Origin of the sequence: Larkinella bovis, assembly GCF_042655385.1 — a bacterium.
Taxonomy (GTDB): Bacteria; Bacteroidota; Bacteroidia; order Cytophagales; family Spirosomataceae; genus Larkinella; species Larkinella bovis.
This window is the reverse complement of the sequence record NZ_JBHSMA010000003.1, coordinates 486,423-511,181: the sequence shown is the minus strand read 5'-3', so window position 1 is coordinate 511,181 and position 24,759 is coordinate 486,423. Positions and strand designations below refer to the sequence as shown.

Below are 24,759 nucleotides of genomic sequence, written 5' to 3'. Positions count from 1 at the left end.
AAAAACCGGATGACCATAAAACGGCTGGGGAGCGAACGCGTGTTTACGATGGAAAGAAACTCGACGATTTAAGGAAATAATCCCTAGAACAAACCTGCTGAATCTGATGCAAAACAGTCAAAAAAAAACGACAAAATGGGCGATGGTCCCTGCACTGATTGTGCTTATCCCCGGCGTACTGACACTGCTTGCCAGCTGGCATTGGAAACCGGGTGCGTTTGTGTTAGCCAGTGTCCTTCTGCTGGGCGGGGCCGGTCTTACGTATGAACTGCTGGCAAAGAATAAAATGAGCAATCGACGCTACCGATTCGCCGTCGGACTGGCCCTGGCGGCCGTTTTCATCCTCATCTGGATGAATGCTGCCGTTGGCGGTATTCTCGGGGACGACCCGGCCAACATGATGTATTCCGGGGTCCTCCTCGTCGGATTAACCGGGGCGCTCCTCGCCCGTCTGGAGCCACCGGGCATGTCACGTACGTTGTATGCAACCGCGTTTACGATGGCCCTCGTCCCCGTGATTGCGTTGCTCATCGGTACGCCCGCCTTTGCCAATGGGATGGTGGCCGTCTTTGGTCTCCATACCTTCTTCGCCCTGCTGTTCGTTGGATCAGCCTTGCTGTTTCGCCACGCGGCCCGGCCATACTAAATCCCGATAGGCCCCTGGAAAACAAGAACAAGCCCAGTCCGAGCAATCGGACTGGGCTAAAACGGTAAAACCGGTTCTATTTACGCGTGCTGCCCCGCGTGGGTCCCTTCCCAGATTTCTTCAATCATTTTCCGGTTAAACGCCGGAATATCGTCCGGTTTCCGGCTGGTGACCAGGCCCTGATCGGTGACCACTTCCTGATCGACCCAGTTAGCCCCCGCATTGCGCAGATCGGTTTGAATCGACGGATACGACGTTAACGTCCGGCCTTTCACCACATCGGCTTCGATCAACAGCATCGGCGCGTGGCAAATGGCAGCCACCGGTTTGTGTTCTTCGAAGAAGTGTCGGACAAACGCGACGGCTTTTTTCTCCATCCGCAGGTGATCGGGATTCATAACGCCCCCCGGCAGCAGCAGCGCATCGTAGCTGTACGCATCGGCATCGTCCAGTATAACATCAACCGAGAATGAATCGCCCCAGTCTTTTTCATCCCAAGCCTTCACGACCCCATTTTTGGGGGCAATCAGGTGCGTTTCGGCACCGGCGTCCTGCAGGGCTTTCCGGGGTTCCGTCATTTCGACCTGTTCAAAGCCATCGGTCAGCAGAATCGCCACTTTCTTGCCCTTCAATCGTTGCTGATTTTCCATGATTCCGTTGCATTTGGTTTCGAATGAATAACGCCCCAAACCGGAGAAGGTTATCGGAACTGAGCCAGCGGGAAACCCGGAATGGCCGTAACAAGTATCCAATCCGCCCGAAGCGGTTGTTCAGCCCCTCATTCTTTTCGAAATTCCATCCCGCTAAAAATCAGCGTATCCACCTTGCCCGCACTGTTAAGCGTAAACCGGGCCAGGGCATTTCCGTACCACGCTTTTTGAAGCGGGCCGTAAAACGTATCATAATGCCAGTGCGCCAGTGTCGCCTTCATCGCCTGGTCGTTAATACTGAAAACCAGTTGGTTATTTACCACCGAAACTTCCGCTTTTCCGTAGAGCGGGCTGGTGTATTTCCCTGCGTAGTCTTTCAGTGGGACCGACGGCGTGGTGTTAGGCACGCGTTTCGCCTGAAAGTCCTGTACGGCTTTTTTTCCGGCTTCCCGGATTCCGGCGTACAATGTTTTAACCTCAGTATTCCAGTCGCGGTTGCCGCCCAGGGCAAAGAAATCGAAGGTTTTGTACAGCAGTGCGTGCCGGACTTCGGCGTAGTTGTAGTTACCGAAAACGTATACACCCAGCTTTTCGTCGGGCAATTGTCCCGTTATTGCCGTCAGTCCCACCAGGCTCCCCGTGTGGAAATTGACGTTGTGGCCCCGGTAATCGTGCTGGTACCAGCCCAGCCCGTAGGTCAGCCAATGGGGTTTCAGGAGTTGCATCGTGGCATATTCGTCGTGCGGAACGAGTACCTGCGGTTTGAATATTTCGGCCCAGGTGGTGGGTTTCAGCAAACGACCGCCGTTGTATTTGCCGCTGTCGAGCATGCAGATGATCCACTTGCTCATGTCATCGACGCACGACCAGACCGCCCCCGCCGACCCAATTTCGCTATCGGCACCGTAGTCGATCGCCCGGATCGTGTCGTTGATGGCGATGTGCGGTTTGGTCATGTTGGTACTCTTGCTGAGGCCGCGTTTGGGAGCGGTTTGGGTCATTCCCAGTGGGTCGAAAATCCGTTCCTGCATTACCGTCGACCACGGTTTTCCGTACAGTCGTTCGATGATGCGCCCGGCCGCCGAATACAGGATGTTCTGGTAAATAAAACCGGCCCGCAGCGGATAACTCGGTTTAACGTACACCATCCGCCGGAACATTTCGTTGGCCGGGATCGTCATGGCTCCGGTAAAAAAGTCGGTTCCCGGAACGCCTGTGTTGTGGGTCAGCAGGTCGCGGACGCGAACGTCACGGGTGACCGCCGGGTCGTAAAATTGCAGTTCGGGTAGGTATTGGTACACTGGATCATCCCACGAAATCTTGCCCTCATCGACCAGCATCCCCATCAGCGCCACCGTCATCGCCTTCGTTGTCGAAGCGCAGGCAAACTGCGTCTGCGTATCGACCGCGTTGGTCGTCCCTATTTCCCGAACGCCGTAGCCTTTTTTGAAAATAACCTGGTTGTCCTTCACGACAGTAATAGCCAGACCAGGCACTTCCCATTCGTTGCGAACTTTCTCAACGTACGCATCAAATTCCTGCAACTGTTTGGCCGTCGGTTTTTTTTGCGCAACGGCGGTCAGGAAACTCAGAAAGAAAAGAGTAGTATAGATTGTTCTCATCGTGAGAGATGGTTTACAATTTATGGTCGCGGACGCGCGTCAGGCTAAGACGCTGATCAGGATTTGCAAATCCTGATCTAAACGGCTGCGGATTTGAAATCCGCAATGCGATTGTCCGGGCTTTTGCTGTTCGGGACCGGACGCCTGGTATCGTTTCCCGGCTCATCAACGGCGGATTGTAAATCCGCTAGAGACAGGATCAGGATTGCAAATCCTGATCAGCGTCTTAGCCTGACGTACGTCCACGACCGTAAACCATAAACCGTAACCCATTAACGGGCGGACAAAACCGGTGGCTGGAACAGGAAATAGTCGTAAATCGTGCGGCTCAGGTGGGCGATGGTCTGTTCGCGTTCGGGCAGTGGCTGGGCCGACGAGGTAATGAAAACCGCAATGGCAATGTGGCCCGCATCGCCCGGCAGGGTAATAATACCCACGTCGTCGGTAGCGCTGGAATTGAGCGAGCCGGTTTTGTGGGCGACGACGGTTTCGGGCGGCAGAAAACCCTTGATGCGCGCCAGACCGCCCCGGCAGCGTTCCATGACGGCCAGCAGCAAATCCCGGCTTTCGGGTTTGAGCGCTTTGGCCTGGTAAATCTGGGTCAGCAACTTTACCATCGCTTCCGGGGTGGAGGTGTCACGCGGGTCCTGTTCCAGTTTCAGAGCGGCTGCCCGGCGCGATTCCGGCGTGGTTGCTTCTTCCAGCTTGGCGTAAAAACCGGTGGTCCACTGGTCTTCGGAAGGAAGCGTTACCCCTTGTAAATCCGCAATCAACTGAATAATCGTCCGATCGACGGACATGCCGTCAATGCCCAGTGCTTTCAGCCGGGCGCGAACGGGTTCGGCACCACCGACCAGCCGCAGCAAAATATCGGTGGCGGAGTTATCACTGATGACCATCATTAGTTCCAGCAGGTTCTCCACCGAAAGCTGAACGCCCGGTTTGGCAAACAGCGTTTCGAGCGTCCCGCTGCCCGGGTGCAGATCCGACGGTTTCAAATCCACCATCGTCCGCAGCGAAAGTTCGCCTTTTTCAATTTTGTTGAACAGTTCGACGGCAATGGCCACTTTCACGGTGCTGGCCATCGGAAACTTTTCGTGCGGATTCAGGCTGATCTGCCGGCCCGATTCGAGGTGAACCGCACTAACCCCAACTTTGCCTTTGGCGAATTGGGCGATGCGTTCCAGTTCCTGGTTCAGGCGCTGTTCGGCGATAGTCGGAACCACCGGGGCCGGAGCCGCTGCGGGGGCGGTTTTGCTTTTTTTCGACTGGCTGAAACCGGACGGGCCAATCAGCAGGATGCCGAACAGGATGTAGATTGTTGCGAAGTGTACGCGTTTTTTCATCGGGTATACAGGAGTTTTAAGACCCAAAATCGGATATTAGCTATTTGCAGGTTGAGAAACCGGTTTTAAAACCGCCAGCGCCTGGCTCAAATCGGCGATCAGATCCTCCACGTTTTCGATGCCGACCGAATACCGGATCAGGCTTTCGGGAATGCCCAACTGGGCGCGCTGCGCTTCCGTGAGTTCGACGTGGCTGGTGGTGCGGGGTGGTCCGGCCAGCGTGCTCACCGATCCGAGACTGGCGGCCAGGTGCACCAACCGGAGGCTGGTCAGAAACGCTTTAACATCCTCGTAATCCCCTTTTAACGAGAAACTTAACACACCCCCAAAACCGCTCATCTGCGCGGCTGCTATTGCGTGGCCAGGATGCGTGTCGAGTCCCGGATAAAACACATCGCCGATGGCGGGATGCGCTTTCAGAAACCGGGCGATTTTCAGGGCCGAGGCATTTTGCCGCTCAATCCGGAGTTCCAGCGTTTTCATGCCACGAGCAATCAGGTAGGCTGGTTCGGCCTGCAAACTGGCCCCGTTGATTTCCCGAAACCGGAACACCTTTTCGACCAGCTCCTTTTTGCCGCACAGCAAACCGCCCATCGCGTCGGAATGGCCGCAGAGAAATTTCGTGGCGCTGTGAACCACCAGATCGGCCCCGAGTTGCAGCGGATTCTGGTTGATCGGTGTCGCGAAGGTATTATCCACCACCACAATGGCGCCGACCCGGTGGGCGGCAGCCGCCAGTCGTTTCAGATCAACCACTTTCAGGGTCGGGTTAGTGGGGGTTTCCAGATACACCAGATCGCAGCCGCTGGCGATTTCGGCTTCCATCGCTTCGTGGTTACCGGTTTCGCAGAGCGTTATGTCGATCTGGTAAGCGGGCAGAAAGTCGAGAAACAACCGACTGGTGCCGCCGTACGTGTCCTTAATCGACACCACGCGCTTCCCCGGTCCGAGCAGCGCAAACAGCGTGTTGCTGATGGCCCCCATCCCCGTCGCAAAGGAAGTCGCGGCTTCGGCACTTTCCAGAATCCGGATTTTTTCTTCCAGCACCTGCACCGTCGGATTGGTATTCCGGCTGTAGATATGTCCCTCGGTTTTGCCGGTGGCAACAGCATACCATTCGTCCAGATCGTGGTACGAAAAAGCCACGCTGTTGACGATCGGGGCCGTGGTTGCACCAGTGGCCCCCTGAGCGTCCTCCCCGGCCCAAACAGCCGTAGTCCCTTTCTTTTGTGCAAAAAAATCCATGCTTAGTCTTTAAAACGACAGAATATTCTACGTTAAATAGCAAAAATTGCAAAATTTTAGATAAATGTTAAACTTGCCATGGGAATACTTTTTTAACCATTTTAACTTATGAGAAAACATGAAACAAGCATTACGGATTTATCTGGGCGTGATTCTGCTGTTCTGTTCGTCGTTGGCGAGAGCGCAGCAAATCGAAGTGAGTGGACGGGTTACCAGCGACGGCGATGATGCGGCCCTGCCGGGCGTCAATGTCTCGGTGAAAGGTACCACCACCGGCACCCTGACCGATTCCGACGGGCGGTATACGATCCGCGTGGCACCGGGAAATACCGTCGTAGTATTCAGCTACATCGGTTTTGAAACCCAGGAAATCAAAGTAGAAAACCGGCGGAACATCAACGTGGTCATGCGGCAGGACAGCAAACTGCTGAATGAAGTGGTGGTGACGGCGCTGGGGATCAGCCGCGACAAGAAGGCACTGGGCTATGCGGCCCAGAACGTCAATTCGGAAGAACTGATGCAAAACCGGCAACCCAACATGGTCAATGCCCTGCAGGGCAAAGTGGCCGGGGTGACCATTTCGAGCACGGGCGGGGCACCGGGCCAGGGAGCCCGGATTCTGATTCGCGGGATCAACTCGATCGACGTCACGCGCGACAACCAGCCGTTGTTTGTGGTGGATGGGGTTTTGTTTGACAACAGCACCTCGACGGGAACGACCAATTCCGGGGCTGAACTGCGGGGCATGTCGAACCGGGCCGCCGACATCAATCCGGACGATATTGAAACCATCAACATCCTGAAAGGTGGGGCCGCCACGGCGCTGTACGGCTTGCGGGGTGCCAACGGTGTCGTCGTAATTACGACCAAATCGGGCAAAACCGGGGCTTTTCGGGCCAATTACAGCAGTACGTTCGGGGTCGAAAACGTGAACAAATTCCCGGAAGTACAGGACAAGTACACCATTGGGTATTCGGGCGTTTACAACCCGCAGGACTTCTTCCCATCCTGGGGGCCGACCGTCGAAGACGCGATCAAGATTGATCCGACACACCCCAAAAAGCTTTACAATCACTTCAAAGATGCGTACCAAACCGGAAAGCAGTACCAGAACAACCTGTCGTTTTCGGGTGGAAATGAAAAGATTACGTTTTTATCGTCCATCGGCCACCTGCGGCACGAAGGCGTGATTCCCTTTACGAACTTCAACAAACTGTCGGTACGATTAAATACGAACGTCAAGTTCAGCGACAAATTTACCACCAATGCCAACCTGAACTTCATCAACTCGGGCGGGGACCGCTACAACGCCGATCGCTACAACGAAAGCCTGAGCTACTGGTCACCCCGCTACGACGTCCGGGATTACCTGAATCCGGACGGTACGTACAAAACCTATAGCGGTGATAACGACAACCCGATTTACGGCGCGATGACCAACAAACTGCGCGATAATGTCAACCGGCTGGTTGGTGGGCTGAACTTTGTGTACGCTCCGCTGAAATGGCTGACGTTCAATTACCGCGTGGGCCTGGATACGTATTCGGAGGATCGGAAGCGGACCGCACCGGGCCCTTCGGGGATTGCGAACGAACGGATTTACGGAGACAACGAACTGGGTTTTATTTACCAGTACCACACCAACTTCCGGGCCATCACCTCGACGCTTGCGGCCAGTGCGACCACCAAATTTGGCGAGAGTCTGAACGCCACGCTGCGCGTCGGTCATGATTTGTATGACCGTCAGATCCGGACCTTCGGAGCGGAAGGCAACGAACTGACGGTTTACAATTACTTCGACCTGCGGAACGCGAAAACGATCACGCCCGTGCAGTCGGCGGAGGACTACCGCCTGATGGGAATTTTCGGCGAGTTGACGCTGGATTACAAGGACTTCCTGTTCCTGACGCTGACGGGCCGGAACGACATGACGTCGTCGTTGCAGGCTCCCAACAACTCGTTCTTTTATCCGTCGGTCAGTCTGGGGTACCTCTTCTCGCAGCAACTGAAAATGCCCGCGGCCATTACGATGGGCAAACTTCGTGCGTCGTACGCCCGCATCGGGAAAGATGCCGCTCCCTACTCGACAATCACGGGGTATTCGGCGTATATGCAGCTCCCGTCCGGCACGACCGGTTTTACGCGGGGAGCGCTGCTGGGCGATCCGGCCCTGCGCCCGGAATTTACGGATACGTACGAAGGCGGTCTGGAAATGAGTTTTCTGAATAACCGGCTGGGCCTTGACTTTACTTACTACCATTCGATCAGCAAAGACCAGATCATACAGGTCGATGTTACTTCGTCGACGGGGTACGTGAAAGCCGCCATCAACTCCGGTTCGATGCGGAACAAGGGAATTGAACTGGTGCTGCGGGCCACGCCGATCCGGAAAGGCAAGCTGAACTGGGATGTTAATTTCAACTTCTCGGCCAACCGCAACAAAATCCTGAGCCTGCGCGAGGGCCTGACGGAAATCAACTACGCATCACAGTTCGGGTATTCCAGCTCGACGGTTTCGATGAAACTCATTCCGGGGTACGCCTACGGAAATCTGTACGGCCGCAGTTACAAGCGGTATTACGCCAATTCCGCCGAGGAAGATCCCATCCTGATCGACAAAAGCCGCCCCATCGTCATCGGCGCCAACGGTTTTCCGGTGATCAACACGGCGCAGAAACTGCTCGGCAACTCCCAACCCGACTGGATCGGGGGGATCAACAACACCCTGCGGTACGGTAATTTCTCGCTGGCGGTTTTATTCGACGCCCGCGTAGGGCAGGATCGGTACAACCAGCTGGACAACTTCTTCTCGGCCTTCGGAATTGCCAAATACACCGAAAACCGGAACGACACCAAAGTTTTCGAGGGTGTATTGGCCGACGGAACCCCGAACACCAAGCAGGTCTGGCTGGGGCAGGGCAAAGGGCCGGACGGGGTTGATTACACGAACGGTTTTTACCGGAACGTCCACCGGGGCGTGTCGGAAAACTTCATTGAAGATGCGTCGTGGGTACGGCTGCGGTCGGCCAGCATTTCGTACAACTTACCGACCTCGATCCTGAAAAACACCTTCATCAAAAGCGTGCGGGTGAGTGCCACGGGCAACAACCTGGCGTTGTGGACCAAGTATTCCGGCTATGACCCCGAAACCAGTTCCAGCAGCAGCGGCAGCAACGTCGACGGTTTTACCGGTTTTACGTACCCGGCCGTACGCAGCTTCCTGTTCTCGCTGAACGTTGGTTTTTAATCACCCCTATTCACAGACAATCATGAGATTCTATTCCAAATACATCATTCCGGTTCTGACCCTGCTGCTGATCGGCCTGGGCGGGTGCAAGGATTATTTCGACCTGAACGACAACCCGAACCTGATCAGCAACCCACCGCTGGGCTCGCTTCTATCGACCACGACGCAGAAAACCGCCCTGAATTCGCAGCGGGTGGCCGGGATTACCTCGTACTTTGTGCAATACCTGGCCAGCCCCGGCACCGCCGGCTCCACCGACACCTACCAGATCACGGATTATACCGGTACCTGGGATGCGGTTTACTTCGGCATGGCCGACTTGTACGACCTCAAGAAAAAGGCGCAGGAGCAGGGTGCTTCCGAGTATGTCGGGGTGGCCGACATCATGCTGTCGTACCACCTCAACCTGATTACCGATGTGTTCGGGAGCGCGCCCTTCTCCGACGCCTTCACCGGCAGCACGCTGACGCCGAAGTATGATTCGGAAGAAACGCTGTACAACACCGCTCTGACCCTGCTGAACGAAGGCATCGCGGAGCTGGCCAAAACCGACTCAAAGTTAAAGTTGAGTGACGCAGCTGCCAACGACCTGATTCACAAGGGAAATGTAGCTACCTGGACCAAAACCGCTTACGCCCTGAAAGCCCGGATGCTGAACAAGGTTTCCAAGAAAAGCACCTACAAACCGGCCGATGTACTGGATGCGGTTTCGAAGTCGTATACGACCAATGCCGACGATGCCCAGATGGCGTCGTTCCTGCTGCGAAATCCGTGGGCAGCCGTAGCACGGAGCAATGCCTCGCTGGTACTCGATGGCTGGCTGTCGGATCAGTTGGTCAACCAGTTGAACGGCATGACCTACGGAATTGTGGACCCGCGCATCGAGAAAATCACGGACAAAACCGTCAACAACGATTACAAGGGAACCCGCAACGGTCAGGGCAATGTCGGCGGTAACAATACCGTGAAGGATGAGGTATACATTTCGCTGAACTCTCCGCTGACCGGGGATGCCTCTCCCCTGCTGATTGTCACCAACGCCGAAATGCGGTTTGTCGAAGCCGAAGCCGCTTTCCGCTCCGGTGATAAAGCCCGCGCCTACACGGCTTATCTGGCGGGCATCAAAGCCAATATGGACAAGTACGGCGTTGCTGCAGCCGCCCGCGATGCGTACCTGGCCAATCCGGCGGTGGGCGTCGGTTCGGCGGCCCTGACGCTCGACCTGATTTTCAAGGAGAAATACGTCGCTACCTACCTGAATCCGGAAGCCTGGAACGATGCGCGCCGGTTTGACTACCAGTACAAAGGATTCCGGCTTCCGCTGAATGCCGCCTTGCCGACGTTCATCCGCCGGGCCGCTTACCCGAACGGTGAAACGTCCAAAAACGGCGCCAACGTCCCGGCGGAAGTGCCGCTGTCAACCGCGCTCTGGTGGGATAAAAACTAGCAAATTACCCACGGCCCCGGGCACGCAGACCGGGGCCGCTTTTTTATACGAAAAAAATCCGGGCGTTTATAACCAGATAACCGGATTGCGGATCGGCAGATTACGCAGCACTTCCTCCACCTGCGGATCGTGGTCCCGTTTTTCCCAGGTCGCCAGCCAGTCGGACTGGCCGAATGTAACCGCCCCGAAGACCAGAAAAGGCTGGGCGACCGGCCAGTCGTTCCAATACATCACATCCGGTTTCAATGGCCAGGCGGTTTTGTCCCGCACAAACGGATGCAGGTACGCAATACCCCGACGAATCCCGCGCCCGTCGGCGGTCTGGTAGGTCCAGAGGTTGTCGGCTGGCGTGGATACAATCTGGCAGATCATCGTCATGGCGTCGAGGTTGAACAGCGAATAACCGTACGGTTTGGTCCGCCGGAGTTCCTGCGGGAAACTGCCGTCGGCCGCCATTTGGTCGGGCAGCAGGACGTTTTTGTACCGGTTTCGGCAGAATGCCAACAGTGAATCGTTTTTCGTCAGTCGGGCAAACGCGGCTACCTGCATCACCCAGCAGGTTCCGTGGTTGTTTTTCGCGTTCATCTCGTCTTTCCCGTACGGATGTGTGGTCAGCCAGTTCAGGTAATCGGCAAACCATTGCCGGATGGCCGCGACTGCCTTTGGGTCACGGGTTCGGGCGGTTTCCATCACCCGCACGCCCTGCGCGACTTCCATCAGGTGAATGGTGTCGATGATACCGATCCCCCGCCCGGTGGCCCGGCCTTTGATGGCCTGCGCATACAACAGCGACGGATTCATGCGGGTAGCCGGATTGACAAACCAGGCCTTCAGGTGCCGAAATGCCTGCCGGACGTAGGTTTCGTCGCGGGTGACGACATAGGCCGACGCCAGGGCTCCCACAATCCGGCTAAACCGGATCATGGCCTGTCGGTGGGCCACAAAATTATCGGGATTCGTCAGGCCGTCGCGCTGGATGTACGGTCCCTGCGGGTTGGCCGAATCCGGCCACCAATAGTCTCCTTCCGAAAAGAAATCGTGCTTGCCGCCCGCGCTGCGGGGCGAGGTCTGGGCCGTTACCGTCACCGGTTCCTGCTGCATCGCCCAGCGGGCTTCTGCCAGAATATGCGGTTTTAGGGTGGTCATGACGGCAGTTTTCGACTGACTGTAAACCGGGCCGGTCAGAGCCAAACCAAGGAGCATCAAAAAGCATAAAAACCGGGTTTGCATGGCGATCAAAACGGATACTTGACGTTTTTCGGCAGTTCTTCCACCACCAGTTTCATCCATTTCCCGTTGACCTTGATCACCACAATGTTGTTGTCTTTGTCGTAAAACATCGTTCCGTTATCGCTGGTTTTCAGGGCTTCGTAATTGACGTATTTGGCATCTTCGCTGTAATTCGTTTCCGCGTCGGCGGTGGGTGGCACCGTCGCTAAATCCTCTTTGCCCACATTGCCGAGCGTAAACGCATTGGTCATTTTTAACGAACCGTAGAAAATGGCCTTGTCACGGCTGAACAGAAACGAATGCTGCCGCACATCGGAACCGATCCGGAACCAGTTGTAGGCCGGTGCGCTGTGGTTATAGACCGTGCTGTAGTAATACAATTCGGCCACCGGTTTTTCTTCTTCCACGTGTTTGTTCACCAGCATCGTAATCCGGGATTTGTCGTCGCGGGCGTAGCCTTCGAACACATGAAAGCCCCAGCGTTTGCGGTTTTTCTCGTTTTCGTTGCCCCGCACCTGGATCATATACGGCGTGCTCAAAATGCCGTTGACCGTCGTGTACATGGGCGTGAGCTGCGCATTAAACCCGAAATGGTAGCCGCGCTCTTTCCAGCGGTTCCAACTGGTATCGATATCCGACGAAAGCTCCAGCCGTTTGAAAGCCGATTGCGCGGAGCCGGGAATCAGTTTTAGGTACGGGGTATCGGTAGACGGAGAGGTGTTTTGGGCGTGGGCAACAGAAAGAAGGGTTAGGAAACTCCAGACGAACAGGATCGTTCTCATACCAGGGGAATTGGGACGGTTAAAAATGGATCAGGCGTTGGAAAAAACCGAACTGGTTTCTCCCAACGCCTAATTTCCTAAAAAAACCGGTTTTTACGGCGTCGTCACCGTAAGCTGGTCGCTATAATTCATGCTACTGACCCCCGTGGCCTGCGCCCCGATCCGGATGTAGTACTTCGTTTTGGAAAGCAACCCGGTCACCGTAGCCGTCCCGCTGTTGGTGGTCAGGGCTACCCGTTTGGTGTCGTAGCCTGGTCCCGCCCCAATGCTGGCGTCCGGATACGGAACCGTGCTGCAATACAGTTCGCGGGTCGCGACGGTTTTTCCGCTGTTGGCGGTCATGTCGAAACTGACATTCACCGAGGTCGCGGTGGAACCGGCCGCCACCGGCGGTTTGACGGAAATAAACGGAACTACGACCAGGTCTTTCATCCAGACCCGTTCGGCCGCTAAATCAACCCGCACCGTGTCGCCCACGAGCGTTGCCGGACCGCTGATCCAGATGCGATACTGGCTCGGAAACAGTTTGGTGTTCTGGAAGGTGCCGTCGCCTTTGACCCGGACGACGGTGGCCACCTGGTCGGTTGCGCCCCGGACCTGCACGGTCAGGGCGTTGGCGGTGGTGGTGCCAGGCACGATGTTGCCGGCCTGGTCTTTGATGGTGCCCGAAATGGAGCCGTCGAACCCGAAATCGGTAACGTCCCGTTCGCAGGCGGTCAGGCTCAGCAAAAACAACCCGCAGACGGTGAGCGCATGGAGTGTATGGAGTCGTTTCATCTTTTTAGAAGCGGAAAAGTGAAGGAACGAAAGAGCCCAGGAGCCCTTTCCAGTCTTAGTACAACGGGTTTTCAACCAGTTTCGAATTGTTGTCGATCCGGCTGTTCGTGATCGGGTTATAATAGTGCTCGGCCCGGAAAACCCGCGTAAACGACTCGGCATTCAGCGGCAGAAAATAGTATTTGCCGGTGGCGTGGTGCAAGATGATCTGCAGGCCCTGAATGCGCGTATTCAAAACCGCCTGCGCCGTCCGCCAGCGCCGTAAATCCCAATAGCGGTGGCCTTCGAACGCCAGTTCCGACCGCCGTTCGGTCCGGATTCTGTCGCGCGTCAGGGTCGCTTCGGTCACCAGACTGATGCCGGCCCGGCTGCGGGTCATGTTCAGCGCATCGACGGCTTTTTTGGCATTGCCCAGTTCAAATTCGGCCTCGGCTTTGGTCAGGTACAGTTCGGCCAGCCGGAACACAATCCAGTTGGTTTTGCTCTGACCTTCCGGAATTTTTATCTCGGAATCGTCGAGGTATTTCTTGTTAAGAAAACCGGAATTCGTGCTAAAATCGTCTTTGGCCTGCGTCCGCGAATCGATGCCGACCGTTGGTACGCCCTGGTATAAGGTGTTGGGGTTCCGGATCACGGCCGTCGGGTTGGGAGTTGGGCTGGGGTCCAGCCCTTCGTAGGTTTCCACTTTGCCGGTCGCCCATTTATCATTCTGAAAAAAAACCGTTCCAAAAAGCCGGGGATCCTTTTTGGCAAAGGGCTCCGCTCCGCTTGCGTATAAGTTGTCGGCCCCAAAAACCGGCTGGTCCATCGAACCGTCGGCATTTTCGTACCCCAGAATAAAATCCAGACTGGGGTCGCAAACGCCCCCCCGGACGGCCCACTGGTTGGGGCCGGTAAACGCATCCCAGTTGTGGCCGAGATTCGGGCCGTTGTACACTTTCTCGAAAATGACTTCGCTGTTGTTTTCCGTCACGAAGACTTTCCGGTAATTCTCCGCCTTATCGTTCGGAACCCCGTTAAAAAGGCTGTATTTCCCGGACGCAATCACCGCTTCGGCGGCTTCGGACGCTTTGGTGTAATAGGTATTGGCCTTAGCCGCCGGAATGCCCACCAGGCCATTCAGATTCACCGTACCGAATTTGGCAATGGAAGCCGCCCAGAGCATGGCGCGGGCCTTCAGCGCCAACGCTGTCCATTTGTTGGCTTTGCCCCGTGGGGTGGCATCGGTGCCCAGCAAACCGCTGGCCGTAGTCAGTTCGGCATCGATAAAATCCGCAATGGCTTCTTCCGTGGCCCGAACCGCGTACTTTTCTTCCACGGACGCAAACGGATCGATGACCACGTCCACCAGCGGCACCCCGCCATACCGTTTCATCATTTCGAAATACACATACGCGCGGATGAACCGCACCTCGCCTTCGAGTTGCTTTTTGGTGGCTTCCGAAATCGTGGCGATTTTGATTTTATCCAGAAAAACGTTGCAGTCCCGGACGTAAATGTAATCCCAGTACGCGTTTCCCTCGCTCGACCGGCTGACCGTTCCCATCGTCATGTTGCTGGCGTTGCCGGTGGAAGTGGTGCCTTCGTCGGTCCAGTTGTACAAGGTATTGTAGTCGAAAGCGGCAAAAGGAAACCGGCTGTAGAGTCCCGTTACGTAGGCTTTGGTCAGGGTTTCATCTTTCCAGACATCGACTTCCGAAATCTTGTCGATGGGCGTCCGGTCGAGTACGTCCGTTACGTCCTTACAGGATTGAAACAGGAAGGCCGACAGCACCAGTGAATAGGCAATGAATTTCATAGTGTTTCCGGGTTAGCATTAAAACTGAATCAATAAACCGGCGTTGTAGGTACCGACGGGCGGGTAGTAGTCGCCCAGCGTGCGGGCCGGACTGGTGTCGATTTCCGGGTCCATGAACTTGAGCGCCGAGAACGTGAGCAGGTTCGAGCCCGAGAGGTACACTTTGCAGCGATCGACCTTGATTTTCTGCGTGATATGCCGGGGAATCGTGTAACCCAGCTCCGCATTTTTCAACCGCATGTACGACCCGTTGATCAGCCAGAAGTCGGAGGCCGAATAACTGACGTGGCTCCGGTTGTAGTTGTCCGTCCGGTAGAGCGGCCAGCGGGCGCTGGTGTTGACCGGCAGCCACTGGTTTTCCATAACTGGCACGTACGAATCCGTCAGCATGTCCGTCAGCGGGGTGTTGGCGGCATAAAACGGCTGCGATAGATCGGGCGAACTCCGCAGGTTGATGTCGTACAAACCGGCACCCTGCCACAACATACTGAAATCGAAGCCTTTCCAGGCCACCGACAGATTCACGCCGAACGACAGTTTCGGGAATGTTCCGCGGCCAATCACTACCTCATCCTCCGCCGTAATCCGGCCATCGCCGTTGTAGTCGATGAATTTCACGTCGCCCGGTAAAATCGTGGCGTTGTTCTTGCCGTCCTGATCAGCCCAGGCCGCAATTTCCTCCTTGCTCTGGAACAGGCCGTCGGTTTTTTTACCCCAGACCTGATCGGTCCACCGGTCCACGCGGTTTCCCCGGCGCCGGGCTTCTTCGCTGGCAAAGTCGCTCTGGTCGATCAACAGCGCTTTTTCCCGGTTCCAGGCAATGTTTCCGCCAATGCTGTACTCAAAATCACGGACGACATTCCGGTGATTCAGCGTCAGTTCCACCCCCCGGTTGTCGTATTTGGCGTAATTGACCTGCGGCATGTTGGCCCCGACGACGTTCGGCAGGGACTGAATGCGCGTGCCCAGCACATCGCTCCGTAACCGGTAGAAGTAGTCGAACGACCCTTCGAGTTTCGTGCCCCAGAGGTTGAAATCCAGCCCCACATCGGAGGTCGTCATTTTTTCCCAGGTAATCAACGGGTTCGCCAGGGCATCGGCCCGAATGCCTTTTTCCAGCACATTGGATGCCCCGTCGTAGATAAATTGCGAACCGATGGAATAATTCTGGAGGTACTGGAAATTCCCCACGTTGTCATACCCCAACTTTCCGTATGATGCCCGGAGTTTCAGGTTGCTGATAAACGGCAGGTGGTCCTTCATAAAGGCTTCTTCGGAAATCCGCCAGCCCACCGAGGCCGAGGGGAAAAAGCCCCAGCGGGTGGCTTTCGGAAACTTGGGCGAGGCATCGGCCCGGCTGTTCAACTCGACCAGGTATTTACCCTGATAATCGTAATTGAGCCGGGTAATCCAGCCTTTCCGCCCGCCCTGCGTGGCCGAACCGTTGTTGTCTTTGTCCAGATCGGGACCGGCAAACAGGTAATCGATGTCGAAATCATACCGAATCCGGGAGGCTTCGATCCAGTTGGTCGTATTCGACAACACTTCATACACCGCCAGCGCATTGACGTTATGATCACCAAACGTCCGGTTCCAGGTCAGAAAATACTGCTGGTTGAGGTTGTTCTCCGTTGAATTTTTCTCGTACAGCCGCGACGGATCGCTGGTGTACTTTACAAACGTGTACGCATCCGTGTCGGTATTGTAACTGTAAACCGGAGTGCGTTTCTTTTTCTCCTTGTACTGATCGTTCAGCCGGTAGGCATGGAAGTTTGCCCGGGCCTGGAACCCGAACGGCAAATCGTAGGAAAACTGCACCTTGGCATCGCCCGTCAGCTTGTTCCAGCTTTTGTAGCCGACCTGATCGGGCCGGATGAGCGAGTTCGGCGCAATTTCGGACCCGCCGGTGGTCGGCAGTTTGGTCGGGTCCGGATACTCCGCCAGGAAGTTGGGCCGCGCGCGGAAAATCATCGTCATAATGCCCACCGTCGAACTCGTTCGTTCCATCTGAAAAGCCGAGCCGTAGTAGGTCTGGTACAGCGCCGACAGGTTCAGGCCCAGTTTCAGCCGTTTCGTCAGCGCCACGTCCAGGTTCGACCGCAGGTTGTAGCGGTTGTTGCGGGTTTCGCTCTCCCGTTCCAAACCCTGCTGGCTGAAATAACCGCCCGATACAAAATACTTGACCTTTTCCGTGCCACCCTGCACGTTGATATTGTGCTGAATCTGGGGCGCATAGGTCCGCAGCGTGGCTTTCCACCAGTCCGTATTCGGGTACTTCGGATCGGTGCCGTCGCCCAGTTTTCGAATCTCGTCGTCGGTCCAGACCGGGGCCAGCCCCTGATTGGCCCGCGACACGTTTTCCATCCGGGCGTACTGTTCGGCGTTCACAAATTCGGGCCGAATGGCGAAATACTGCAAACCGTAGTTGCTCGTATACGTGAACTTGGCATCCGAAACCCCGCCCCGGCGCGTGGTCACCAGCACCACGCCGTTTCCGGCCCGGGCGCCATACACCGCGGCCGAAGCCGCATCTTTCAGAATGCTGATGTTCTCGATATCGTTGGGATCGAGCTGGTTAAAGTCGTTATCCGAAGCCGGCAAACCGTCGATGATCAGCAGGGCAGTTCCGAAACCACGGATGTTGTAATTCACTTTGTTTTCGCCGGGCTGGCCGTTGCCATTCTTGATGAAAACCCCGGCGGCCCTCCCCATCAGCGACTGGGTTACGGTCGGCATCGGCACCGAGCGCAGGTCCTTCGGATTGACGGTCGCCACACTGCCGGTCAGGTTGGTTTTGTTTTTGGTGCCGTAGCCTACGACCACAATCTCATCGAGCGATTTGGTGTCGGTCGCCAGTTGCACATTGATCCGGGCCTGCGTTCCCACCGGAATTTCCTGGCTGACGTAGCCGATGAAGCTGAACACCAGCGTCGAACTGGCCGATGCGGTCAATTTGTACGCGCCGGTGGCGTCGGTTGTCGTGCCGGTGTTCGTCCCTTTGACCACCACGTTGACGCCGGGCAGTTCTTCGCCGGTTGTCGACGTGACCTTGCCCTGAATCATCCCGTCGGATGCGCTCGAAACCTGCCCGAAAACCGGGCGTTGCAGGCCACAAAACAGCAAAAGCCAGCAACTTAGTCGGGTAAAATTCCTCATAAGGGTGATAGGATGGTTTAATAAAGAATGAAATCTGCGCTCCAGGCGCGGTTTTAATTGTGTACACACATAGTTCACCTTAGCGTAGCAACTGGCTACGGACATTACCTTTTGAAAGCGGATGATTTTTAAAATACTTACAGGATCACTTCTCTACTGTACTCTACTGTACTTTATTTTAAACAAATGTAGTGGTATTTTTCAGTTTTCAAAAATTTAAAGATGAAATTGGATTATTAAGGCACAACGAATTCAGACCCTAGGGAACTTGCAGGAAAACGCGCCGGTAGCTGCGCAAGGCGGGCTGTCCCGCATCGGTTACGGTCAGCAGCAACGGAATGGTTTGGGGACGGGCGGTTGTGGCAATCCGAATCCGCACGCGGGCCGTCTGCTCATTGCTCAGCGTCGCGTCCTGCGGCCCGGTTTTGGGGTAAATCTGCCAGTGGAATTGCAGCGATTGCCGGTCGGGATCGGCCGATTTTCCAGCGTCGAGCCGAATTTCAGCCCCCGGTTTTACGAGCCGCGTGACCGGCTCGTGCGACAACTGGCCGTCAATTACCACCTGGGGCGCATGGTTGGCCTGCTTAAAGGGTTTGGTACACCACTGCAAACGGGTTACAAAATCGGCCTGCCAGTCGGGGCGCCAGCGGTACACGGAGGCCATATACGGCGTTGGATCACGGGGATTGATAACCGTCGAATCGACCTGATCCTGATAAAAACCGGCTTTGTTCCGACTGAACAAACCGCCCCAGCCGCCCAGATCGGGCCTTTCGGGCACATTCAAACCGTTCGGAACCAGGCTCAGAAACGACGGGCTATCCCCTTCTTTGATGCCCATCACCCGACCGATGCGGGACGCCCAAATGTCGCCACCCGTATAATTAGGGTACAACATGCCCAGCGGATTATCTTTTTTGTGAACGCTGGTAACCACCCAGCTCGAATCCGCCAGCCGGGTGTCGCCCCCCCGGTAGACACCCCGGAAATTATGCCGGTTTAAAATGTAAAAAAGAGTTGGAAACTGCTCTCGAATCCAGGGGCCGGTCGCATCCTGATCCGCAATGGCGTGAATCCGCAACCTGCTGATAAACGTCTGTAATTCAGCCGACGAACGCGTTTGCCGAACTTTCCAAAGGGCCTGGGCCAGGTCGGCCGTACCGCCCCAGACACACACCCAAACCGGCCGCGGGTCGGGCTGATCGACCACCCGGATGATCCAGTCGGAGGCTTCCGTATCCCGGTCCGCACCAATACTGGTTGTTACCGGCACCTTGGGGCCGGCCTGCGGTTGCCCGGATTTGATGAGACTTAGCAGTCGATCGGCAGACGGGTAAGCCGGGTCATGCTGAACGAGCGTGGGGTGCACCTGGCCGTAGGTCTCGACAACCTTCCGGATCAGTTCGGGCCGGGTTTTCTGGCCGTGGCCCAAATTGGACGATGCAATCAGACCTTCGATCTCTAAATCGTTCGTATACAGCATCAAGCGCACCAGCGACTGCCCGTCGTCCGGTTCGGCAACACCGGGCTCCAAACTGCTGATATCGGTCAGAATCACCACACGCGGTTTTTCGGCTCCGGCGATGACGGTTCGGGCGGGTGCGGCTAACCAGCCGCTAACGACGAGTACGCCCAATCCGGCCAGACTGCCGATGGCAAGAACGGAGAATACACTTTTCATGAAGGAAAGATAGGGTTTAGGAACTTTCAGGGGCGTTTCGCTTGCCAATCAAAGGGAGTGTCGCAAAATCAATCCGCCCGGATTGGCAATCTGGACCCGGTTTCGCTCAGTCAGCAACTGCCCGGCAGTCTGGCCCATTTGGGCAAAATCCGTCGAGATAACGGTAATGCCGCCCGCCAGAATCTCTTTCACCGGCGTATCGTCATACGAAATCAGCCCCACGTCTTTGCCTAATTGCCAGTTCTTCCGGGTCACGTATTTGATGAACCGAATCATGTCACGATCCGCAAACAGCAGGTACGCTTCACCGGGCCGGACGAGCTCGTCGGCATAATCATCCACAACATCGATGTCCAGTTCAGCCTCCAGCCCAAACCGCCGGAAACCGGCCAGGGTACCCGCCGGAATATACTGAAAATGGGCCTTGGATTGCACCAGCGTCAGTTTCCGGTAGCGACGGAGCGACGGCAGACCGGTCATCAGCGCCTGGTATATATCCTGCTCAAAATCCTGGTAGACAGCCGCGTAGGAACCTTCCAGCCGGGGCAGGGCCTGGTCGATCAGCAGGAGTTTATCTTTCGGCAGCAGATTGACGATCTCCGTCACGTCTTCGTCAAAATGCGGCATGATCACGTAGGCGTTGTAGTGCCCCACACCGTTCCGGACCAGACTTTCGAAGACCTGCGGATTATAGTGGTGGAAGAAAATGCTCAGCGCCGTATCCGCCGGCAGAGCCGCTTTCAGGGCGTCGTACAGCGTTTCCTTGTAGGCATTCAGCGTGTCGAAGATCAGCAGCACATTCAGCGGGGTGCGCACGTCGGTACTGGCCACGTAAAAGCCCTTGCCGTGCTGCGACCGGACAATGCCCCGCTGCCGCAGTTCTTCGTAGGCCTTCGCTACCGTCACCTTGGCAACCTTCTGCGAATCAGACAATTCACTAATGGACGGCAACTGCTGCCCGTGGGTAAGCGTCCCACGTTCAATGGCCGTCAGGACCGATTCAATCAACTGCTGGTATTTGGGTTGTCCGCTTGCCGACTGGGCTGGCAAATCGAGGGTAAAGTTTTCCATTCCAAATGTACTTTTTACATAAAAACCGTAGTCGTAGAGCCGATAATCCTCCCATTCACTCCAGAGAGCATAACAGTAGAGTACAGTAGAGTAAACACAAATGTACAATTTTTTATTATTTTCCATCAGGGCCGCCAATAAAATTTAGGGCGCTTTTCTTTTTCGGGGGATGCTGCTCACCGTCATCCCAGTGATGGTTTCTGGCAGTCAACCCAGAGACGGATCGAAAAACCGGCAGGGTAACAATTAGGTAAAATGCGCGTAAAGTGCCAAAGCAGGGTCAGAAGAATGGTTTAGGCAGCCTGACCGGAACCGTTCGCTCAAAAACGCATCGTAATATTACGATGAATCATTTTTTTCCCTTTCTTTGCGGCATGGGAGTTACAAAAACCGAAGTGTTTACCGATCAGCAAAACCGCCTGGCGGATTTGGCGAAAGCATTCGCCCACCCCGCCCGCATTGCGATTCTGCAATTGCTCATAGCCCGAAAAGCCTGTGTTTGCGGGGATCTGGTGGACGAACTGCCGCTTGCCCAACCGACGGTTTCGCAGCACCTGAAGGAGCTAAAGCGCATTGGCATTATCAAGGGCGAAATCGATCCGCCCCGCGTGTGCTATTGCATTAACGAAACCGTGTGGGAAGAAGCCCGGCACGTCTTCGGGTCGCTGCTCGATTCCTTCGTGGTCACGAACTGCTGTTGAAAACCGCCTGCCTATTTTTTTACCTTTATCAATCGTAATATTACAATGGACACGACAACCAAAAAGACTGAACCCATCGACTGGCAGACGTTTAAACGGACGCTGCTCGATCACCCGGAGCAGCATCTGCTGTTTGAATACGCCGAAAACCACTGGGTCGATGCGGCTTTTCACATCACCGAAATCAAACAGGCCCCCATCGTTTCGGTGGATTGCGGGGGAAAAATGAATGCCTGGACCGAAATCATTGTCCAGCTTTGGGAACCGCCCATGCCGGAACCCGGCCGGTCGATGAAAGTCAGCAAGGCCCTTTCCATCATTGATCGGGTAGAGCAATTGCTGCCTTTACACCCCCTGGCGACGGTTAAAATCGAGTTTGGTAACACCCGGTTTGATGCGCGGCAACTGTATCCCGCCGAATTCATTTCCGAAGGGGATACCTTCACGATCCGGTTGACGCCGGATTTTACGCAGTGTAAGGCCCAAAACCGGGACCAGCAGTGCGGCACCGGATCGCCCAAAACCGCCCCAGGCCATCCGGAACGGATCGGAGAGGAAATAGCAGCGTGTACGCCCGGAGCCGCCTGTTGTGGATAAAATACGCCGTCGGATGAAAAAAATTCTGGTTTTATGCACCGGCAATTCGGCCCGCTCGCAGATGGCGCAGGGCTATTTGCAGCATTTCGCCCACGGCCGGGCCGTGGTCTACAGCGCCGGGGTTGCGCCCAAAGGTGTCAATCCGCTGGCCGTTCAGGTCATGGCCGAAGACGGCATCGACATTTCGCACCACACCTCCAACGCCGTCGATGACTACGCCGGGCTTTCGTTCGATTACGTTCTCACGGTTTGCGACAACGCCCGCGCGCAATGCCCGGTTTTTCCGTCGAGCGCCCGGAAACTCCATCAGAGTTTCCCCGATCCGGATTCGCTGGCGTCTTTCCGGCAGGTGCGCGATCAGATCAAAGCCTACTGCGAGTCGTTCTTTCAATCGGCCCCCTTTCAGCTCACGTCCGGGTAAATCCACCGAAACCACCGGAAATTAATCCGTACGGTTTGGCTTTGTAAACCTGATTGCGTTGCTTCGCACTGTTACGTTTCGCCTATCCCGAAAGAGGGTTTTCAGCAATCTCAACTCACCCCTAAACAGACAGACAAATGATTCGAATGGTGGTGTTCGACATGGCCGGTACGACGGTTGATGAGAACAACGTGGTGTATAAAACGCTTCAACAGGCTATCAATGAAAAAGGATTCCATTTCTCGCTGGACGAAGTGCTGGCGGAAGGGGCCGGCAAGGAAAAACTACAGGCCATCCGGAGTGTGCTTCAGTTGAAAGCCATCGTGGACGAACCCCTCGCCAGGGAGATTTTCACCCGGTTTCTTTCGCTGCTCGACGACGCCTACCGCCAGCAGGACATCATGGAACAGGCTAACGCAACGACCCTGTTTCAGGCGCTGCGAAAAAACCGTATTCTGGTGGTGCTGAATACGGGCTACAACCAGCATACCGCCGAAGCGCTGGTTGAGAAAATTGGCTGGAAGCAGGGTACTGATTTTGACTTGCTGGTAACCGCTTCCCATGTGGCGCAGAACCGCCCCGAACCCGATATGATTCTACTGGCTATGAAGCAACTGGGCGTTTCCAATGCCGCCGAAGTGATTAAAGTAGGCGATTCAACCATCGATATCGAAGAAGGCAAAAACGCGGGTTGCCGGATTAACGTCGGGATTACAACGGGGGCCCATACGTATGAACAGTTGCAGTCGGCCCACCCCGAATTCATCATCCATAACCTCATCGAACTGCTGCCGATTGTCGACCAGGAGAACCAACTGACGAACGCTTAAGACGGCTTTCCGGCAATTCGCCAACCGATAGAAGCCCGGATTGATAGCACAACTTCTGGGCTTCCGAGTTACCCGTTTAACATAAAAGCCGCCCCTGTTCCAGCGGGGCGGCTTCTCAATAACAAATAGCCCGGCAAAACCGGAGGCTTCGTTGATACGGATCGTTTATTTTTTATCGATACGATACAATCGGCCCTGATCGGTAACCGCGTATAAAGCCCCATCCTTGCCCTCGGTCACATCCCGAAACCGCTGGAATTCCCCGGCCAGCAACCGCTCTTCGCCCACAACTTTGTTGTTTTGAATCACCAGCCGCACGATGTGCATGCCGCTCAATGAGCCGATAAAGAGGTTGTTTTTCCACTCCGGAATCCGACTACCGCTGTAGAAGGTGATCCCGCTGGGCGACACGGACGGATCCCAGTAATAAACCGGCTGTTGCAGGCCTTCTTTTTGCTGGATCGCATCGCCTACTTTGCTGCCATTGTACTCGATCCCGTAGGTAATGGTCGGCCAACCGTAGTTTTTTCCCGCTTCAATGCGGTTGAGCTCATCGCCCCCGCGCGGCCCGAATTCGGTTTCCCACAAATCGCCCGTGACCGGATGCAAAGCCAGTCCCTGCACGTTCCGGTGGCCATAGGAATACAGTTCAGGCCGGGCATCGGCCTGACCGGCAAACGGATTACCAGCCGCCGGTTTGCCGTCTTTCGTAATACGGATCACTTTGCCCAGTCCCGAGTTGATCGACTGCGCCTGGGGCCGGGTTACTTTATCCGAACGCTCCCCGGTGCTGATTACCAGATTGCCCGATTTATCGATCAGAATCCGGCCCCCATAGTGCAGATTTCCGTTATAGGCAGGAGTCGCGCGGTAAATCACCGTTGCCCCTTCCATCTTCTTTTCATCGGCTGACAATTTGCCCTTGGCCACCGCCGTCAGGTTTCCGTCGGCCAGAGGCTCCGAAAAGACCCAGTAAACCATCCGGTTTTTTGCAAAATCGGGATCAACCCGCACCCCCAGCAAACCGCCCTGACCCGCGGAGTTCACCTTGGGAAGCCCCGTAATCGGCTCGCTCAACTGACCCGTGGCCGTGGCAATGCGCATCGTTCCCTCTTTCTGGGTGATGAGCAGCCGACCATCGGGCAGGCTCGTAATGCCCCACGGACTCTTCAGACCTTCGCTCAATACTTTGCCTTCGTAGCTGGTAGCGGTTTTGACACCCGCAATCCGGGTCTGGCCCGTAAAAGCTGACTTATACGCGGAATTGGGTTCTTTCGTTTCAACCGGAGCCAGTCCGCTCGTTTGTGTGGACGCACTTTGTCCAAAGGCCGTTGATGCCAGTGTAACCCCCGTCAGGAGTAGAAAAATTCGATTGTTCATTGTATATAGGTTTAAAACCAGGTTGAAAATAAAGAGTCGGAACCGAAAATCGGACATTCCCCGCTTAAAATCCGCTTAAAATGTCAAAACCGGGTCAGCCGCGCACGAGCCTTTGACGAGCCAGGGCCGGGC

General features: G+C 55.5%; 19 protein-coding genes. 7 read left to right on the top strand and 12 right to left on the bottom strand.

Annotation, left to right across the window (positions count from 1 at the left end; all coding sequences use genetic code 11):
* Window positions 1-106: 106 nt before the first annotated feature.
* Window positions 107-646 (top strand): hypothetical protein, encoded by a 540-nt coding sequence (locus ACFPMF_RS13265; protein WP_379845582.1) that lies wholly within the window; start codon window positions 107-109, stop codon window positions 644-646.
* Between the two features lie 80 nt (window positions 647-726).
* Here the strand turns inward: ACFPMF_RS13265 and ACFPMF_RS13260 are convergent, their stop codons facing one another.
* The 4 genes from ACFPMF_RS13260 to ACFPMF_RS13245 form a co-directional block, all read right to left on the bottom strand.
* Window positions 727-1,296, bottom strand: a complete 570-nt coding sequence (locus ACFPMF_RS13260; protein WP_379845579.1) for a type 1 glutamine amidotransferase domain-containing protein — start codon at window positions 1,294-1,296, stop codon at window positions 727-729.
* Between the two features lie 128 nt (window positions 1,297-1,424).
* Window positions 1,425-2,918, bottom strand: coding sequence for a serine hydrolase (locus ACFPMF_RS13255; protein WP_379845576.1), 1,494 nt, complete (start codon window positions 2,916-2,918; stop codon window positions 1,425-1,427).
* Window positions 2,919-3,190: 272 nt separating this feature from the next.
* Complete coding sequence (bla, locus tag ACFPMF_RS13250; protein ID WP_379845574.1) at window positions 3,191-4,264, bottom strand: class A beta-lactamase; 1,074 nt, start codon at window positions 4,262-4,264, stop codon at window positions 3,191-3,193.
* Between the two features lie 36 nt (window positions 4,265-4,300).
* Entirely contained in the window at window positions 4,301-5,509 is a 1,209-nt protein-coding gene (locus ACFPMF_RS13245; RefSeq protein ID WP_379845571.1) for a cystathionine gamma-synthase family protein, read from the bottom strand.
* A 118-nt stretch (window positions 5,510-5,627) separates the two neighbouring features.
* On the opposite strand from ACFPMF_RS13245, the gene ACFPMF_RS13240 reads away from it, so the two are divergent.
* Complete coding sequence (locus tag ACFPMF_RS13240) at window positions 5,628-8,756, top strand: SusC/RagA family TonB-linked outer membrane protein (protein ID WP_379845569.1); 3,129 nt, start codon at window positions 5,628-5,630, stop codon at window positions 8,754-8,756.
* Between the two features lie 22 nt (window positions 8,757-8,778).
* Entirely contained in the window at window positions 8,779-10,203 is a 1,425-nt protein-coding gene (locus ACFPMF_RS13235) for a SusD/RagB family nutrient-binding outer membrane lipoprotein (RefSeq protein WP_379845566.1), read from the top strand.
* Between the two features lie 66 nt (window positions 10,204-10,269).
* On the opposite strand, the gene ACFPMF_RS13230 is transcribed toward ACFPMF_RS13235, so the two are convergent.
* The 7 genes from ACFPMF_RS13230 to ACFPMF_RS13200 form a co-directional block, all read right to left on the bottom strand.
* Window positions 10,270-11,406, bottom strand: a complete 1,137-nt coding sequence (locus ACFPMF_RS13230; protein ID WP_379845892.1) for an alginate lyase family protein — start codon at window positions 11,404-11,406, stop codon at window positions 10,270-10,272.
* A 32-nt stretch (window positions 11,407-11,438) separates the two neighbouring features.
* Window positions 11,439-12,215: a hypothetical protein gene (locus tag ACFPMF_RS13225; RefSeq protein WP_379845563.1), complete on the bottom strand. Its 777-nt coding sequence runs from the start codon at window positions 12,213-12,215 to the stop codon at window positions 11,439-11,441.
* Window positions 12,216-12,308: 93 nt separating this feature from the next.
* On the bottom strand, window positions 12,309-12,992 hold the full coding sequence (locus ACFPMF_RS13220) for a hypothetical protein (RefSeq protein WP_379845561.1): 684 nt from the start codon (window positions 12,990-12,992) through the stop codon (window positions 12,309-12,311).
* Window positions 12,993-13,047: 55 nt separating this feature from the next.
* On the bottom strand, window positions 13,048-14,790 hold the full coding sequence (locus tag ACFPMF_RS13215; protein ID WP_379845559.1) for a RagB/SusD family nutrient uptake outer membrane protein: 1,743 nt from the start codon (window positions 14,788-14,790) through the stop codon (window positions 13,048-13,050).
* An 18-nt stretch (window positions 14,791-14,808) separates the two neighbouring features.
* Window positions 14,809-17,946 carry a SusC/RagA family TonB-linked outer membrane protein gene (locus tag ACFPMF_RS13210; RefSeq protein ID WP_379845557.1) on the bottom strand — a complete coding sequence of 1,046 codons (3,138 nt, stop codon included), beginning with the start codon at window positions 17,944-17,946 and terminating at the stop codon, window positions 14,809-14,811.
* A 259-nt stretch (window positions 17,947-18,205) separates the two neighbouring features.
* Window positions 18,206-19,627, bottom strand: a complete 1,422-nt coding sequence (locus tag ACFPMF_RS13205; RefSeq protein WP_379845555.1) for a DUF1593 domain-containing protein — start codon at window positions 19,625-19,627, stop codon at window positions 18,206-18,208.
* Window positions 19,628-19,675: 48 nt separating this feature from the next.
* The gene (locus ACFPMF_RS13200; RefSeq protein WP_379845552.1) at window positions 19,676-20,698 is read right to left on the bottom strand and encodes a GntR family transcriptional regulator; all 1,023 of its coding nucleotides are present in this window, start codon (window positions 20,696-20,698) and stop codon (window positions 19,676-19,678) included.
* Between the two features lie 374 nt (window positions 20,699-21,072).
* On the opposite strand from ACFPMF_RS13200, the gene ACFPMF_RS13195 reads away from it, so the two are divergent.
* The 4 genes from ACFPMF_RS13195 (at window position 21,073) to ACFPMF_RS13180 (ending at window position 23,247) form a co-directional block, all read left to right on the top strand.
* Window positions 21,073-21,399 (top strand): ArsR/SmtB family transcription factor, encoded by a 327-nt coding sequence (locus tag ACFPMF_RS13195; protein WP_379845549.1) that lies wholly within the window; start codon window positions 21,073-21,075, stop codon window positions 21,397-21,399.
* A 45-nt stretch (window positions 21,400-21,444) separates the two neighbouring features.
* Window positions 21,445-21,996 carry a DUF6428 family protein gene (locus tag ACFPMF_RS13190; protein WP_379845546.1) on the top strand — a complete coding sequence of 184 codons (552 nt, stop codon included), beginning with the start codon at window positions 21,445-21,447 and terminating at the stop codon, window positions 21,994-21,996.
* A gap of 13 nt (window positions 21,997-22,009) precedes the next feature.
* On the top strand, window positions 22,010-22,417 hold the full coding sequence (locus tag ACFPMF_RS13185) for an arsenate reductase ArsC (RefSeq protein ID WP_379845543.1): 408 nt from the start codon (window positions 22,010-22,012) through the stop codon (window positions 22,415-22,417).
* Window positions 22,418-22,554: 137 nt separating this feature from the next.
* Window positions 22,555-23,247, top strand: a complete 693-nt coding sequence (locus ACFPMF_RS13180; protein WP_379845540.1) for a phosphonatase-like hydrolase — start codon at window positions 22,555-22,557, stop codon at window positions 23,245-23,247.
* Between the two features lie 165 nt (window positions 23,248-23,412).
* On the opposite strand, the gene ACFPMF_RS13175 is transcribed toward ACFPMF_RS13180, so the two are convergent.
* Window positions 23,413-24,627, bottom strand: a complete 1,215-nt coding sequence (locus tag ACFPMF_RS13175; protein WP_379845538.1) for a PQQ-dependent sugar dehydrogenase — start codon at window positions 24,625-24,627, stop codon at window positions 23,413-23,415.
* Between the last annotated feature and the right edge of the window lie 132 nt (window positions 24,628-24,759).

Coding starts and splice junctions, on each gene's coding strand:
- ACFPMF_RS13200 (WP_379845552.1), bottom strand. CDS start 20,698: ATGGAAAACTTTACCCTCGATTTGCCAGCCCAGTCGGCAAGCGGACAA.
- ACFPMF_RS13260 (WP_379845579.1), bottom strand. CDS start 1,296: ATGGAAAATCAGCAACGATTGAAGGGCAAGAAAGTGGCGATTCTGCTG.
- ACFPMF_RS13240 (WP_379845569.1), top strand. CDS start 5,628: ATGAAACAAGCATTACGGATTTATCTGGGCGTGATTCTGCTGTTCTGT.
- ACFPMF_RS13215 (WP_379845559.1), bottom strand. CDS start 14,790: ATGAAATTCATTGCCTATTCACTGGTGCTGTCGGCCTTCCTGTTTCAA.
- ACFPMF_RS13190 (WP_379845546.1), top strand. CDS start 21,445: ATGGACACGACAACCAAAAAGACTGAACCCATCGACTGGCAGACGTTT.
- ACFPMF_RS13185 (WP_379845543.1), top strand. CDS start 22,010: ATGAAAAAAATTCTGGTTTTATGCACCGGCAATTCGGCCCGCTCGCAG.
- ACFPMF_RS13265 (WP_379845582.1), top strand. CDS start 107: ATGCAAAACAGTCAAAAAAAAACGACAAAATGGGCGATGGTCCCTGCA.
- ACFPMF_RS13210 (WP_379845557.1), bottom strand. CDS start 17,946: ATGAGGAATTTTACCCGACTAAGTTGCTGGCTTTTGCTGTTTTGTGGC.
- ACFPMF_RS13205 (WP_379845555.1), bottom strand. CDS start 19,627: ATGAAAAGTGTATTCTCCGTTCTTGCCATCGGCAGTCTGGCCGGATTG.
- ACFPMF_RS13255 (WP_379845576.1), bottom strand. CDS start 2,918: ATGAGAACAATCTATACTACTCTTTTCTTTCTGAGTTTCCTGACCGCC.
- ACFPMF_RS13220 (WP_379845561.1), bottom strand. CDS start 12,992: ATGAAACGACTCCATACACTCCATGCGCTCACCGTCTGCGGGTTGTTT.
- ACFPMF_RS13230 (WP_379845892.1), bottom strand. CDS start 11,406: ATGCTCCTTGGTTTGGCTCTGACCGGCCCGGTTTACAGTCAGTCGAAA.
- ACFPMF_RS13235 (WP_379845566.1), top strand. CDS start 8,779: ATGAGATTCTATTCCAAATACATCATTCCGGTTCTGACCCTGCTGCTG.
- ACFPMF_RS13175 (WP_379845538.1), bottom strand. CDS start 24,627: ATGAACAATCGAATTTTTCTACTCCTGACGGGGGTTACACTGGCATCA.
- ACFPMF_RS13180 (WP_379845540.1), top strand. CDS start 22,555: ATGATTCGAATGGTGGTGTTCGACATGGCCGGTACGACGGTTGATGAG.
- ACFPMF_RS13225 (WP_379845563.1), bottom strand. CDS start 12,215: ATGAGAACGATCCTGTTCGTCTGGAGTTTCCTAACCCTTCTTTCTGTT.
- bla (WP_379845574.1), bottom strand. CDS start 4,264: ATGAAAAAACGCGTACACTTCGCAACAATCTACATCCTGTTCGGCATC.
- ACFPMF_RS13245 (WP_379845571.1), bottom strand. CDS start 5,509: ATGGATTTTTTTGCACAAAAGAAAGGGACTACGGCTGTTTGGGCCGGG.
- ACFPMF_RS13195 (WP_379845549.1), top strand. CDS start 21,073: ATGGGAGTTACAAAAACCGAAGTGTTTACCGATCAGCAAAACCGCCTG.